The organism is Yersinia sp. 1652 StPb PI (assembly GCF_041538345.1).
Classification (GTDB): Bacteria; Pseudomonadota; Gammaproteobacteria; order Enterobacterales; family Enterobacteriaceae; genus Yersinia; species Yersinia enterocolitica_E.
This window is the reverse complement of the sequence record NZ_JAULSM010000001.1, coordinates 675,751-690,453: the sequence shown is the minus strand read 5'-3', so window position 1 is coordinate 690,453 and position 14,703 is coordinate 675,751. Positions and strand designations below refer to the sequence as shown.

The window sequence follows — 14,703 nt, the reverse complement described above, 5'->3', positions numbered from 1 at the left end:
TCGCAGAGGCGAGGCCCATGGACGGGCCGAGTAACGAGGGCAGCCAATCCCCTGCAGCTTGAAGTATGACGGGTATTCATCGAGTTTGGATAAGCAGGTGCCTATGAGTTCAGATACACCGGTCAACATTGGCTTACTGTACTCCTTCAGCGGTGTGACGGCGGCACAAGAGCTGTCGCAATGGCGGGGAGCAACACAGGCTATTGCCGAAATTAACCAAAATGGCGGCATCAACGGCAGGCCACTGAATGCGATTCATTTTGACCCACAATCTGACGATACGCAGTTCCGTGCCTTGGCCGAACAATTGATCGTCGAACATGAGGTTAATGTGATTTTTGGCGGCTACACCTCCAGTAGCCGTAAAGCCATGTCACCCGTCGTCGAAAAGTACCGTCGGCTGCTGTTCTACTCGCAACTGTATGAAGGCTTTGAGTTTTCGGAGAATATCTTTTACGGCGGCGCGGCACCTAATCAAAACTGTGTACAACTGGCGGACTATCTCACCGGGCAGTTTGGCGCGCGGGTTTATTTGATTGGCTCCCGTTATATTTACCCTTATGAATGTAATCGCAACATGCAGGAGTTAATTCTGCAACGCCACGATGGCGCGGTCATTGGCGAACGCTATTTAGATCTGAATGCACCTTATGAGGCGTTTCTGCCCATCATTGAGGAGATAACCAAAAAGCAGCCCGACTTCATCTTCAGTACCGTGGTAGGTCAAACAGTCCCCTTTTTGTATCAGGCTTATCAGGCTGCGGGGCTGGATCCTGGCCGCATGCCAATTGGCAGTCTGAATACATCAGAAACCGAGATTGCCATTATGGGGGCACAAGTGGCACAGGGCCATTTCAGTTCAGCCCCCTATTTCCAAAGCATTAGCACCAAAGCAAATCAATCAGCACTTAAACAATTCCATCAACAATTTGGGCCGGGACTCACCACCGACATGAATTGGGAAGCCACTTACAGCCAGGTGCATCTGTTTGCCAAAGCCATGGCAGAATGCGGCAGCGACCATATCTTTCCGCTGTCTGCCGCACTGCGTGGGAGCCAATTTGATGCCCCTCAAGGCCGCATTCGTATTGACCCACTGAATCAACATACCGGACTGTATCCACGCATTGGTATGGCGAATGAGCATGGGCAATTTACCATCGTGCAGGAGTCTCGCCGTATCGTCGAACCCGACCCCTATATGACCAATCAGATTCAGGGCGATTGGGTCACGAAGTTAACGACAGTGGGGTATCCACATGCGACCTAGCGATAGCAGAATCAGTGCGACCGCCCTATTACTCAGTCGTGGGATCCGTTGTGTGGTGTTACATCCCGACGACGAAGACGGTGCCACCCTCACCAATCATTTACGCCGAATGGGGTTTAAGGTTCAGGCTTTCTGGCCTACCCCTGAGCAACTCCCCGCCGATACGGATCTGATTTTCTATGCATTACAGTCAGATAACCCGGAACCAGATGTGTCATGGCTCAACCCTAACAAACATGCCCTGATAGCAGTTATTACCTATGAAAATCCGACGTTTATTGATCAAGCACTCAATATGGGCGCGGGCACCTCGATAACCACTCCCATTCGTGCCTCAGGCTTATTGTCAGCCATGGTGTTTGCTTTACATCATGCCCAACAGCAGCGGCAGATGAGTGATCGAATCGAACGGCTGGAGAAGAAAGTGCTCGGGGTTCGCCAGGTCAGTGAGGCCAAAGCCATCCTGATGCGGATGCACAGCATTGGTGAAGAGCAGGCTTACGACATCCTGCGCCATCAGGCCATGGATAAGCGCATTACCGTCGAAGAGATCTCGTGTGCATTGATTCAGGCCAACGATATTTTCTCTTGGACCACCCCAGCTGCTGCTAATAGCCGGAAGAATTGAGTTTAATTGCCGCTATATGCCGAACCTAAAACTTATTATTTATGAGGATAATCATGTCGATAACGCCTTTTCTTGCAGCCACAATTCAATTTGAACCCTTAATGTTTGCCAAAGAAGAGAATGTACGTCAGTTACTGGCATTGGTAGAACAGGCGGCACAGAAAGGTGCGCGTCTGATTACCACGCCAGAAATGGCGACCACCGGTTACTGTTGGTTTGATCGACAAGAGATTGCGCCCATGGTCGAAACCGTCCCCGGTGAGAGCACCGCCCGCTTTGCGCAACTGGCACAGCGCTATCAATGCTATATCGTCTTAGGGATGCCAGAAGTGGATCCGCAAACAGCGCTGTATTACAACAGTGCGGTACTCATCGGGCCACAGGGGGTGATTGGCTGCCATCGCAAAAGCCACCCCTATATTTCAGAGCCTAAATGGGCTGCTGCAGGTGACGTCGGGCATCAAGTGTTTGATACAGCGCTGGGACGTATTGGCATGCTGGTGTGTATGGATATTCATTTTCCCGAAACGGCCCGTCTGCTGGCACTGGATGGTGTTGATGTCATTTGCCATATCAGCAACTGGCTGGCAGAGCGCACTCCGGCCCCTTACTGGATCAGCCGGGCCATGGAAAATGGCTGCTATCTGTTGGAAAGCAACCGCTGGGGATTAGAGCGCGGCGTGCAATTTAGCGGTGGCAGTTGCATCATTGAGCCTGATGGCAACATTGCTGCGGTGGTGGATGGCGGCGATGGAATTGCTTATGCCGAAATTGACATCAGCCGTAGCCGTCAGCGTCAAGTGTTAGGCGAGTTAGTGTTTGAGCAGCGCCGCCCTGACTATTATCACGCGCTATTAAGTGACAGTTTTTTGTGGAACCCACAGGATTTCTTTGGGCTTTACGGGCAACGGCCGTTGCCACCCGGTAAGCAGAGCCGGATCACGGTAGCGCAGTTCTCCCCAACAGAACGGCTGGAGGACAATTTGGCAGCAATTACCGCCCTGACAGAAGAGGCGGTGTTACAGCAAGACAGTGAGCTTATCGTGTTCCCGGAGTTATCCCTGACCGGTTATCTCGCGGGTGCGGCTCAGGCCCAAACACCAGAAAGTCCCGCGGTGCAGGCGCTGGCTCGTCTGGCTATAAAGTTACGGGTATATCTGGTAGTAGGAATGGCCGAAAAACAGCAAGATAAGTGCTACAACACCCAGATTCTATTGGGGCCGGAGGGGGTCATTGGCACCTATCGGCAAATACATCTGTCTCGAGCACATCAAGCGTGGGCTAGCGCTGGGGAGCACTGGCGCGTATTTGATACTGCGCTCGGAAGAGTCGGATTGCTGCTGGGCCATGATGCACTGTTACCCGAATCAGCACGTATTTTGGCCCTGATGGGATGCGATATTATCGCCTGTTCCGCCGCACTTCCTGCGGGGTTCACTGCTGCGCATGCGGGCAGTGTCGTGGTGCAAAACTATCCGATTCCAATGGGAGCCGACCCGCTACACTGGCACTTATTCAGAACCCGCGCGGGGGAAAATAATCTTTATCTGGCCTTTGCCAATGCTGTCGATGACCTCAATCAGCAAGGAGGATATAGCGGAATATTCGGGCCGGAAACCTTCACTTTCCCACGTCTTGAGCGGCTGCTGTGGCAAGAAACGCAAGCCGTAACACAAACCATTAATACCGCGTCTCTCGCCGGCAGCCCCTACCCAACCAATGTAGTGCGCCGTAAAGATCTGGTCACCATGCGCCAGCCCCATCACTACAAACCGTTACTGAATTAGTCCCTCTCCCTGACTAACCTCGGATAAGTATTACCGGGGTTAGTGCTATAACCGCGCCATTCTGCACATATGTGCAAAACCAACCACATCACGCAAAATAAAAATGTGATCACAATCCAAATTTTGTCGTCAAGATCGTTGCTGCACACAAAAACCCTATTTCAATTTATTTAATATAAATCAATTCATTAAATATGAATGCACATCTGTGCAATAACTAAAGTGGGTAATAGCGTTTGAATTGGTTTTTTATGGAAGATATTGGAAGTTATTCGTTATATTGTGCTTTTGACTTCAAAAATGGAAAGTGATTATATCAAGCCATAGATAACTTAATGACATTTGCACAAATGTGCAAGAGGTTGAAAATGGAAAAGAGCGACGATCTGCGCCTGATGGTGAAAATTGCACAAATGTATTACGAGCAAAACTTCACGCAAGCGGAGATAGCACGCGCGCTCGGTATTTATCGCACCAGTATCAGCCGAATGCTAAAAAAAGTACGCGAACAGGGCATTGTTACTATTTCAATCAATTATAACTATAACGAGAATCTGTTACTGGAACAGCAGTTGAAGTCGCGCTTTAAATTACGTGAGGCGATTGTCGTCTCTTCAGAGCATGATCAATCGCCAGAACATCAGTTGATATTAATGGCAAAACAGTGTGCCGCATTGTTGAACCGAATTATTGAAAATGGCGATATTCTCGGCTTCTCTTGGGGCAGTGCAATTGCCACCCTGATTGAGCAAATGGATATATCACCGGTATCGCGTCAGTTAACCTGTATCCCAATGGTGGGTGGCCCCTCAGGTAAGCTGGAAAGCCGTTATCATGTGAATACCCTGGTTTATAGCGCCGCAATGAAATTAAAAGGCGAGTCATTGTTGATCGATTTCCCGGCAATTCTGGAAAAAAGTGTTATCCGTGATGGCATTGTGCAATCTCAGCATTATCAGGCTATCGCTGACTATTGGCAGCGGCTGGATATCGCTATATTCGGTATTGGTTCACCCAATATCTCGGGGAATTCCACCTGGCGCGCTTTTTATGGCAGTGATGTTATTGATCACTTTAATGACCGACAGGTTGCTGGCGATATTTGTTCACGTTTTTACGATTTGCAGGGCAACCCGGTGGAAACCTACATTAGCGATAAGACGATCACTATCGACTTAGAGAAAATTAAAAAAGCCCGTTATTCCATCGGTATTGCGCATTCCCATGAAAAAATCAGCGGGATCATCGGAGCAATTAAAGGAAAGTATATTAATAGTCTGGTGACCACGAAAGAAACTGCTGAGGAGATACTCAAACTAACGGCATAAAAAGCAGCTAAAGAAATACAATGAGGAAAAGCTTACTGTCAGTCATCATTAACCTTTCCTCTTTATATCAAAAACAACTCAATTAATTGCGCCTTAGGGTGTATGGCTGAGTATTAGCAAAATTCAGAACAGCAGGGAATTTCTATGAACGATTGGCTTAATTTAAAAGATAAAGTTGTCATTGTAACCGGTGGTGCATCAGGGATTGGCTACGCTATTGTGGAAGAGTTACTGGCGGCAGGTGCCAAGGTGCAATTAGCCGATGTTAATAAACTTGACGGTGGCATTAAAAATAATCCACAGCTGAATTTTATTCAATTGGATATTTCAGACCGTAGCAGTGTACAGACTGCAATTGATAATATTCTAACCCAACATGGGCATATTGATGCATTAGTTAATAATGCCGGGATTAATCTCCCCCGTCTGCTGGTCGATCCGAAACAGAGCCACAGCCAATATGAACTGAAAGATAACGAATTTGAAAAAATGGTAAATGTGAATCAGAAAGGGGTGTATCTGATGTCACAAGCCGTGGCACGCAATATGGTTGAGAATAAACGCGGTGTCATTATTAATCTCACGTCGGAAAGTGGATTAGAAGGCTCTGAAGGACAAAGCTGTTATGCCGCAACTAAAGCCGCACTATATAGTTTTACCCGCTCCTGGGCCAAAGAACTGGGAAAATACGGTATCCGTGTGGTGGGCGTCGCCCCGGGTATTTTGGAGAAAACCGGTTTGCGCACCCTGGATTATGAAGAAGCACTGGCCTACACCCGTAATATAACGGTTGAGCAGTTGCGTGACGGTTATACCAAGAATGCCATTCCAATTGGCCGGGCTGGAAAACTATCAGAAGTGGCTGATTTTGTGACTTACTTATTATCCGAACGTGCCAGCTATATTACCGGCGTTACCTACAACATTGCCGGTGGTAAAACCCGAGGCTAAACAGGAGGCATGATGGTTAGTGTCATTTTTTGCGCTCACGGTGATTTAGCGGTTTCAATGCTTAACTCCGTCAATATGGTGTATGGCGAAACACAAAATATTACCCCGCTGTTATTTAACCGTGGTGAAAATGCCGAAGATTTAGTGACAAAAATGCAGGATGTGATGGCACATAGTGACAGTTGCTCTTGGCTGATTGCGGTTGATTTGCAAGGTGGCAGCCCATACAACGCTGCCGCACGGTTGGCATTCAACAATCACAACATTCAAGTTATCAGTGGGTTATCACTACCACTGGCACTGGAAATTGTCGATAACCAGCACTCGATGGCAGTAAGAGAATTGGCTGATTACTTACTGGAAATCGGCGCGCAGTGTGTGCAGTCATTCCACCACTTACAGAATGTCGAAGAAGAAGAGGCCGACTTTATATGAAAATCAATCTGGCAAGAATTGACGACCGGCTGATTCACGGTCAGGTCACCACGGTATGGGCGAAAGAGGCCAAAGCTGGGCGGATTATTATCTGTAGCGACGAAGTCTATAACGATGATATTCGTAAAACGTTATTAAAACAGGCAGCACCTCCGGGAATAAAAGTAAACGTGGTTAATATAGAAAAAGCCGTCGCGGTTTACCACAATCCTAATTACAGTAATGATACCGTGTTTTATTTATTTACCAATCCGACCGATGTTTTGCGCCTGGTGGATCAAGGTGTGAAGATTGAAGTTATTAATATTGGTGGCATGGCATTTAAACAAGGTAAAAGGCAATTAACTAAAGCAGTATCAGTTGATCAGGAAGATATTAAAGCCTTTTATGCATTAGCTGAACGTGGCGTACATTTGGATTTACGGGTAGTCACTTCCGACCCACAGGTAGATGTGATTAAAAAAATACGTGAACTGGAGTCTAAATAACGACATTTAACACAACCGACAAATAATAACTCAGGTTTTATTAAACATTTAAATCCGATTACTCAACCTGGGCAATGAAACTATTTAATGATAATCCATGGCGATAGTGGCCAGGGTTAATAGGAATATATTGCCGAAAGGGGTCCACCATGGAAATAAGTTTAGTACAGATAATCTTAATCTTTATTTTCTCATGCATCGCCGGTATGGGCAGTGTGCTGGATGAATTTCAAACTCACCGGCCATTAATCGCCTGTACCATTACTGGCCTGATCCTCGGTGATATGACCACCGGCGTGATTCTCGGCGGTACCTTGGAATTGATCGCCCTCGGGTGGATGAACGTCGGTGCGGCGCAATCCCCCGACTCCGCCCTCGCCAGTATTATCTCAACCATTCTGGTGATTGTCGGCCATCAAAACATTGCCACCGGGATTGCTATCGCCCTACCCGTGGCGGCAGCCGGTCAGGTGCTGACAGTGTTCGCCCGTACCATTACCGTGGTTTTCCAGCACGCAGCAGATAGGGCCGCAGAAAAAGCCAACTTTGCCATGATCGACTTAATGCATGTCTCAGCCCTACTGGTTCAGGCTCTGCGCGTGGCGATACCGGTTTTGATCGTATCCATCTTTGTCAGTGCCGATACCGTCAGTCACATGCTCAGCGCGATTCCAACCGTGGTCACCCATGGGTTACAAATCGCGGGCGGATTTATTGTGGTGGTCGGTTATGCCATGGTACTCAACATGATGGGCGTGAAATACCTTATGCCCTTCTTCTTCCTCGGTTTTATTGTCGGTGGCTACCTTGGTTTCAGCCTGCTCGCCTTCGGTGGCATCGGCCTGATTATTGCCTTGCTATATATCCAGTTAAATCCTCTGTATCAGAAACCGGCGGCTCCTGCGACGTCAGCCAGCCACGCCAAACTTGATGAATTAGAAGATTAGGAGACGCTGAAATGAGCACACCTCACAAACAATTAACTCGCTCTGATCTGTTTAAAATGTTCTTACGCAGTAACTTACAACAAGCCTCTTTTAACTATGAACGTATCCACGGCTTAGGTTTTTGCTATGACATGGTGCCCGCAATCAAGCGTTTGTACCCACTGAAAGAAGATCAGGTTGCTGCCTTAAAACGTCATTTAGTGTTCTTCAACACCACTCCCGCCGTCTGTGGCCCGGTTATCGGGGTGACGGCGGCGATGGAAGAAGCGCGAGCCAATGGGGCCGACATTGATGAAGGGGCAATTAATAGTCTGAAAGTCGGGTTAATGGGGCCATTGGCCGGAGTCGGTGACCCATTGATCTGGGGAACCTTACGCCCAATAACCGCAGCCTTGGGGGCCTCGCTGGCGCTAAATGGCAATGTACTAGGCCCGATACTGTTCTTCTTATCCTTCAACTCTGTTCGTCTGGCATTGAAATGGTTTGGCCTGCAATACGGCTTTACCAAGGGAGTCAATATCGTCAAAGACCTTGGCGGCAATCTGCTACAAAAACTGACGGAAGGCGCGTCCATTCTGGGCCTGTTTATCATGGGGGTTTTGGTCACCAAATGGACCAGCATCAATGTGCCACTGGTGATTTCGAAAACACCGGCACAGGACGGCAGCACGGTAACCATGACGGTGCAAAACATTCTGGATCAGCTCTGTCCCGGCCTGTTGGCACTGGCACTAACCCTGTTAATGATGCGATTACTCAAACGTAAAATTAACCCTATCTGGCTTATCTTCTCCTTGTTTGGCCTTGGTATTTTAGGCTCATGGCTTGGCATTCTTTCCTGATTTATGCCGGGGAGATTTTTTATTCGATCTGCTGTTTTTTTATATTTAAAAATGATTGAGGTGGTTCCAAATGAAGACCAAAGCATTGCGTTTATATGGTAAGAATGACCTACGACTGGAAAGCTTCACCTTACCGGAAATAAATGATGATGAAATTCTGGCCACGGTAGTGACCGACAGTATTTGTCTTTCTTCGTGGAAAGAGGCCAATCTGGGGGCTGAGCATAAAAAGGTGCCGGATAATGTGGCAGAAAATCCGATTATTATCGGCCATGAATTTTGCGGTGATATTTTACAAGTGGGTCAAAAATGGCAGCATAAATTTAAACCCGGCAGCCGTTATGTGATTCAAGCCAACTTGCAATTACCCGACCGCCCTGACTGCCCAGGCTATTCATTCCCTTATGTCGGCGGCGAAGCCACCCATGTGGTTATCCCTAATGAGGTGATGGAACAAGACTGTCTGCTGCCTTATGAAGGTGAAAGCTATTTCGAAGGATCCTTGGTAGAACCACTTTCTTGTGTTATCGGCGCATTTAACGCCAATTACCATCTTATTCCCGGCACATACCAGCATAAAATGGGCATAAAACCTGGTGGGAATGTGCTAATTCTCGGCGGTACTGGCCCGATGGGATTATTGGCCATTGATTACGCGCTGCACGGGCCAGTCAATCCACAATTACTGGTGATAACTGACCGTCACCAGCAAAAACTAGACTATGCCGCCCGCCTGTATCCGAGCGAATCATCAACAGCAGTACATTATCTCAATACCAAACAAACAGAGGATCAGTTTGAGCGTTTAATGGCTCTGACTGGCGGAAAAGGCTACGACGATATATTTGTCTTCGTACCTTCTGCAGAATTAGTCACCCTGGCTTCAAGCTTATTGGCACCGGACGGCTGCTTTAATTTCTTTGCCGGCCCGCAGGATAAGAATTTTATGGCGTCGGTTAATTTCTACGATATCCATTATTCATTTACCCATTATGTCGGTACCTCTGGCGGTAATACCGATGATATGCGCGAAGCGGTAAAATTAATTGAAACGAAGAAGGTGAATGCCGGCAAAGTGGTCTCCCATATTCTGGGTTTAAATGACGCGGCAGAGACCACCTTAAATCTACCGCAGATTATTGGTGGTAAAAAATTGGTCTATACCGGTAAAAATATCCCGCTGACATCATTAAGTGAGTTGATGAGTCAATCACAAGAGCTGCCGTTATTACAGCAACTCCAGGCTATTTTGCGTAAAACCGACGGTTTGTGGTCGAAAGAAGCGGAAGATTTTGTTTTGGCGCACGCCCAAGAGATTTAACCTTTTGACTGAGGGCGGCAAATAGCCACTGTCGCCCTCAACTCACTCCGGCAGATGCTTCGCCGTTGATTCATCAGTGGTTGCATCATTCTCCACCGCGCTCAACAACACATCCAATAAACCGGGGAAACGGGCATCGATATCATCGCGTCGCAGTGATAGCAAACTCTCGCGCCCGCAAGGCCGCTGCCAGATAACACCGCTTTCCCGCAATACGCGCCAATGATGGGTCAGGGTGGATTTAGACAACCCTTGCACTAAGGTACCACATGCATGCTCCCCACCAGCCGCCAACCTACGTACTACCGCTAACCGCAGCGGATTACCTAAAGCCGTCAGCACATTTTCCAGCCGGATCTGCTCACGCTCAGGGTGATTTGCAATCATAGTATTCCTATAGATAAGTGACAGGCCAGCACACCTGATTTGGTTACCGCTACACAGCTTAGCGCGCCGCAATATAGCCTATACGCCATGTCGACCCTACAATTAATTCTCATGCCATGCTGAAAGCTACCTCAGCCGTTGTACGCCGCCATTATTGCATATTTTAAGAACAAATAATCAAATTGTACGTGTATATTCGTACAATTGGACTATACTGCTCTCGACCGATTGATCAACCAAGATCATCACTTAACAACTTCCCGGCAGAGCAGCAAACCGCCCGCCCCGAAATTGCCATTATCTTTTAAGGACTTAATATGGCACGTAAAACTCCTATCGAGCGCTATCGCAACATCGGTATCTCCGCCCACATCGACGCCGGTAAAACAACCACCACTGAGCGTATTCTGTTCTACACCGGCGTCAGTCATAAGCTGGGTGAAGTGCATGATGGTGGCGCGACAACTGACTGGATGGCTCAGGAGCAGGAACGTGGCATTACCATTACATCGGCTGCCGTGACCTGCTTCTGGAAAGGTATGGACCGTACCTTACCGGAACACCGTATTAATATTATCGACACCCCCGGGCACGTGGATTTCACCATTGAGGTGGAACGCTCTATGCGGGTACTCGACGGTGCAGTGATGGTGTATGACGCGGTCGGTGGCGTACAGCCACAATCAGAAACGGTCTGGCGTCAGGCCAACAAATACCGCGTGCCACGATTGGCTTTCGTCAATAAGATGGACCGCCCAGGTGCTGATTTCTTCCGCGTTAGGCAGATGATGATTGACCGCCTGAAGGCCAATCCAGTGCCCATTGTGATTCCGATCGGCAGTGAAGAGCACTTTATCGGTGTGGTAGATCTTCGTTTGATGCGGGCCATTATCTGGGATGAAACCTCTCAGGGTATGACATTCAGTTACGCCCCGATCCCGGAAAACTTGCTGGCAACCGCCAATCAGTGGCGCGAGAAGATGGTCGCTGAAGCGGCTGAAGCCTCTGAGGCGCTAATGACCGAGTATCTGGAGACCGGTGACCTGACGCTGGAAGAGGTCACCCAAGGTCTGCGTATCCGTACCATTGCGGGCGAAATACAACCCATGATGTGCGGCAGTGCCTTTAAAAACAAGGGCGTGCAACGGATGCTGGATGCGGTGGTTGAACTGATGCCGTCACCGGTCGATATCCCACCGGTCAGTGGCACTGATGAAGAGGGCAATGAAGTCAGTCGCCGCGCCGATGATAATGAAAAATTCTCGGCACTGGCATTTAAACTGATGACTGACCCCTACGTCGGCCAGTTAACATTCGTGCGGGTTTACTCCGGTGTGTTGCGAAAAGGTGATAGCGTTTATAACCCGATTCGCGGCAAGAAAGAGCGTATTGGCCGTATTGTTCAGATGCATGCCAACAACCGCATTGAAGTCGATGAAATATGCGCCGGTGATATTGCGGCCTGTGTCGGTTTGAAAGATGTCACCACCGGCGAGACGTTATGTGACCCGGATGCCGTGATTACCTTGGTACGGATGGAGTTCCCCGAACCAGTGATTTCGCAAGCGATTGAACCGAAGACCAAAGTCGATCAGGAGAAAATGGGGATCGCATTGCAACGGTTGGCATCAGAAGATCCGTCGTTCCGTATCCGTACTGACGAGGAATCAGGCCAGACTATTATTTCCGGTATGGGCGAGTTACATCTGGAGATAATTGTCGATCGGATGAAACGTGAGTTCGGTGTGGAAGCCAATATCGGTAAACCACAGGTGACCTACCGTGAAACTGTGCGTAAAACCGTGACTGACGTCGAAGGCAAATTTGTGCGGCAGTCTGGCGGTAAGGGGCAATATGGCCATGTGGTCTTTACCCTCGAACCGCAGGAAGCGGGCAGCGGCTTTGCGTTTGTTGATGCAACTAAAGGCGGTGTGGTCCCGCGTGAATATATTGGTGCGGTAGAGAAAGGTGTACTCGAAGCCACCAATACCGGTGTATTGGCCGGTTATCCGGTAGTGGATGTGAAAGTAACACTGACTTTCGGTTCCTATCACGAAGTGGACTCATCGGAACTGGCGTTTAAAATGGCTGCCATCTTTGGTTTTAAAGAAGCGGTCAAACAGGCGTCACCGGTGATTCTCGAACCCGTGATGAGTGTGGAAGTAGAAACACCGGAAGAGTACGCCGGTAATGTGATGGGCGACCTTTCCTCTCGCCGTGGCTTGGTACAAGGCATGGAAGAGATGATTGGCGGCGGGAAGATTATCCGCGCAGAAGTGCCGTTATCCGAAATGTTCGGTTACTCCACCGTGCTGCGTTCCATGTCGCAAGGCCGTGCCACCTATACCATGGAGTTCAAGCACTATGCTGAGGCACCACGTAATGTCGCCGATACGATTATTGCCGCCCGGGGCAGTAAGGGCTAAACGTTAAACCGCAGTAACATACTCAGCCGCCAGTGGAAAATTTTACGCTGGCGGCTTTTAATTGGCTAGATAGCGACCCGCCGGCTAATCTCTACCACCTGACTGTACAGACCACGGTCGCCAGCAGCAGCGGGATATAACCGCCGTCCAACACTTTGATAAGATTAGCGATTAAAAATCTGGTATCGATAATAAGAAATCCCCCCGCCACTAACATGCTGGTTGGTAAATTCCAACGCCATATCTTGCGCATAGCGACAAATAACAAACCAGACGTCATCAACATCGTTAACGATACTGCAATACCGTAAGCTGCAGCCAGGTTTTCAGAGGATTTAAAGAATACAGCCAGAAATATAGTCACTATCATTAATAGCCAATTGATGGTGCCAATATAAATATAGGGTTGAGCGTCTGGGAGAACAATTTTCAGACCTTCAAGGGCTGAGAGTACAGATATCGCTGGCGACGCCCAGCCGATAACATAATCCCCCATATAAAAACGGGGTAATCATTTACCCCGTTTTTATATTGTTATCATCTCATGAAATCAAATCTTCGCTGTTGCGAGATATTTTTTCATCTCTTCGGCAGGTACCATCCCACCGCCGGTAGCCCAAACCAGATGGGTTGCATTCTGCATTTTCTCAGCACTAAAGTGGTTATTACTTAAATAGTCAGAACACTGACTTACCCGCGCTGCACCCGGCATTCCAGCCAGTGCCGAAGGCTCCAACTGAATACCTTCATCGCGATTTAGCAAGCCGAGCAGATCGTACATCTCAGCATCACTTAAGGTATAGAAACCGTCCAGTAAATGCTCCATCGCACGGCCAACAAACCCTGATGCCCGCCCTACCGCCAAACCATCGGCGGCGGTGATGTTGTCGATACCGATATCCTGCACGGAAATACCATCGTGCAGGCCGGTGTACACCCCCAACAACATGCAAGGTGAATGGGTTGGTTCGGCAAAAATACAGTGCACATGGTCACCAAACGCTAGCTTCAGGCCGAAAGCAACACCACCGGGGCCGCCACCAACCCCGCAAGGCAGATAAACGAACAGCGGGTGGTTTTCATCAACCACAATCTGCTGCTCGGCAAACTGTTTTTTCAGCCGACTGCCTGCCACCGAGTAGCCAAGAAAGAGTGTTGGCGAGTTCTCATCGTCGATAAAGAAGCAATTCGGATCAGATTCTGCCTCTTTGCGCCCTTGTGCCACCGCCACGCCGTAATCCTGTGCATACTCAACCACATTTACGCCGTGTTCACGCAGTTTACGTTTTTTCCATTCACGCGCATCGGCAGACATATGCACACTGACACTGAACCCCAGCTTGGCACTCATGATGCCAATCGACATCCCCAGATTACCGGTAGACCCCACCGCGATACTGTACTGGCTGAAAAATTGGCGGAAATCATCTGAGAACAGTTTGCTGTAATCATCGGTTTCGGCCAATAGCCCAGCCTGTAGCGCCAATTTTTCAGCATGGGTTAACACTTCATAGATGCCGCCACGCGCTTTAATCGAACCAGAAATCGGCAGGTGGCTATCTTTTTTTAATAACAGTCGACCGCTAATTTCAACGCCGTATCGCTGTTGCAACGTCTCTTTCATGGTGGGAATCGCCACGATATCAGATTCAATAATACCGTGAGTCTTTTGTGTTTCAGGGAATGCCTGACACAGATAGGGCGCAAAACGTTGCAGCCGTGCCTCGGCATCCGCCACATCCCACGACGTTAATCCAACATACGGCAATCCCTCTGCCAATATGGTCGATAACGGGTTAAACCAAGTGACCTCCTCTAAATTGATAAGCTTTTTGACCAAAGGAAAGTCGGTAATCAATTTATCAATTTCAGTGTGTTTCATAGCATGTCTCT

13 protein-coding genes and 1 pseudogene are annotated in these 14,703 nt (G+C 48.5%); 11 read left to right on the top strand and 3 right to left on the bottom strand.

What is annotated here, in order from left to right; genetic code table 11:
* Positions 1-103 precede the first annotated feature (103 nt).
* The 10 genes from Q2T71_RS03090 to Q2T71_RS03045 all read left to right on the top strand — a co-directional run bounded on the left by Q2T71_RS03090 (position 104) and on the right by Q2T71_RS03045 (position 9,997).
* Complete coding sequence (locus Q2T71_RS03090; protein WP_372558094.1) at positions 104-1,270, top strand: transporter substrate-binding domain-containing protein; 1,167 nt, start codon at positions 104-106, stop codon at positions 1,268-1,270.
* A complete protein-coding gene (locus Q2T71_RS03085) occupies positions 1,260-1,898 on the top strand; it encodes an ANTAR domain-containing response regulator (RefSeq protein WP_372558093.1) in 639 nt (212 codons plus the stop codon). The genes Q2T71_RS03090 and Q2T71_RS03085 overlap by 11 nt, the downstream gene beginning before the upstream one ends.
* 53 nt (positions 1,899-1,951) lie before the next feature.
* Positions 1,952-3,685, top strand: a complete 1,734-nt coding sequence (locus Q2T71_RS03080) for a nitrilase-related carbon-nitrogen hydrolase (protein ID WP_372558092.1) — start codon at positions 1,952-1,954, stop codon at positions 3,683-3,685.
* A gap of 368 nt (positions 3,686-4,053) precedes the next feature.
* Positions 4,054-5,013, top strand: a complete 960-nt coding sequence (locus tag Q2T71_RS03075) for a sugar-binding transcriptional regulator (protein WP_083160323.1) — start codon at positions 4,054-4,056, stop codon at positions 5,011-5,013.
* 144 nt (positions 5,014-5,157) lie between these two features.
* Positions 5,158-5,964: an SDR family oxidoreductase gene (locus Q2T71_RS03070; protein WP_372558091.1), complete on the top strand. Its 807-nt coding sequence runs from the start codon at positions 5,158-5,160 to the stop codon at positions 5,962-5,964.
* A gap of 12 nt (positions 5,965-5,976) precedes the next feature.
* A complete protein-coding gene (locus tag Q2T71_RS03065; protein ID WP_372559831.1) occupies positions 5,977-6,399 on the top strand; it encodes a PTS sugar transporter subunit IIA in 423 nt (140 codons plus the stop codon).
* Positions 6,396-6,887 carry a mannose/fructose/sorbose PTS transporter subunit IIB gene (locus tag Q2T71_RS03060; protein WP_372558090.1) on the top strand — a complete coding sequence of 164 codons (492 nt, stop codon included), beginning with the start codon at positions 6,396-6,398 and terminating at the stop codon, positions 6,885-6,887. The genes Q2T71_RS03065 and Q2T71_RS03060 overlap by 4 nt, the downstream gene beginning before the upstream one ends.
* 149 nt (positions 6,888-7,036) lie before the next feature.
* Positions 7,037-7,834 carry a PTS mannose/fructose/sorbose transporter subunit IIC gene (locus Q2T71_RS03055; RefSeq protein ID WP_193784718.1) on the top strand — a complete coding sequence of 266 codons (798 nt, stop codon included), beginning with the start codon at positions 7,037-7,039 and terminating at the stop codon, positions 7,832-7,834.
* 11 nt (positions 7,835-7,845) lie between these two features.
* Positions 7,846-8,676: a PTS system mannose/fructose/sorbose family transporter subunit IID gene (locus Q2T71_RS03050; protein WP_083160339.1), complete on the top strand. Its 831-nt coding sequence runs from the start codon at positions 7,846-7,848 to the stop codon at positions 8,674-8,676.
* 70 nt (positions 8,677-8,746) lie between these two features.
* A complete protein-coding gene (locus Q2T71_RS03045; RefSeq protein ID WP_372558089.1) occupies positions 8,747-9,997 on the top strand; it encodes a zinc-binding dehydrogenase in 1,251 nt (416 codons plus the stop codon).
* 42 nt (positions 9,998-10,039) lie between these two features.
* On the opposite strand, the gene Q2T71_RS03040 is transcribed toward Q2T71_RS03045, so the two are convergent.
* A complete protein-coding gene (locus tag Q2T71_RS03040) occupies positions 10,040-10,384 on the bottom strand; it encodes a helix-turn-helix transcriptional regulator (protein ID WP_005181869.1) in 345 nt (114 codons plus the stop codon).
* A gap of 317 nt (positions 10,385-10,701) precedes the next feature.
* Here Q2T71_RS03040 and fusA point away from each other — a divergent pair, with 317 nt between their 5' ends.
* Positions 10,702-12,810, top strand: coding sequence for an elongation factor G (gene fusA, locus Q2T71_RS03035; RefSeq protein ID WP_372558088.1), 2,109 nt, complete (start codon positions 10,702-10,704; stop codon positions 12,808-12,810).
* Positions 12,811-12,919: 109 nt separating this feature from the next.
* Here fusA and Q2T71_RS03030 read toward each other — a convergent pair.
* Together Q2T71_RS03030 and Q2T71_RS03025 are read right to left on the bottom strand one after the other, a co-directional pair.
* Positions 12,920-13,210: pseudogene (locus tag Q2T71_RS03030) on the bottom strand (KUP/HAK/KT family potassium transporter); the annotation flags it as partial.
* Positions 13,211-13,360: 150 nt separating this feature from the next.
* Positions 13,361-14,692, bottom strand: a complete 1,332-nt coding sequence (locus Q2T71_RS03025; RefSeq protein ID WP_372558087.1) for a D-serine ammonia-lyase — start codon at positions 14,690-14,692, stop codon at positions 13,361-13,363.
* Positions 14,693-14,703 lie beyond the last annotated feature (11 nt).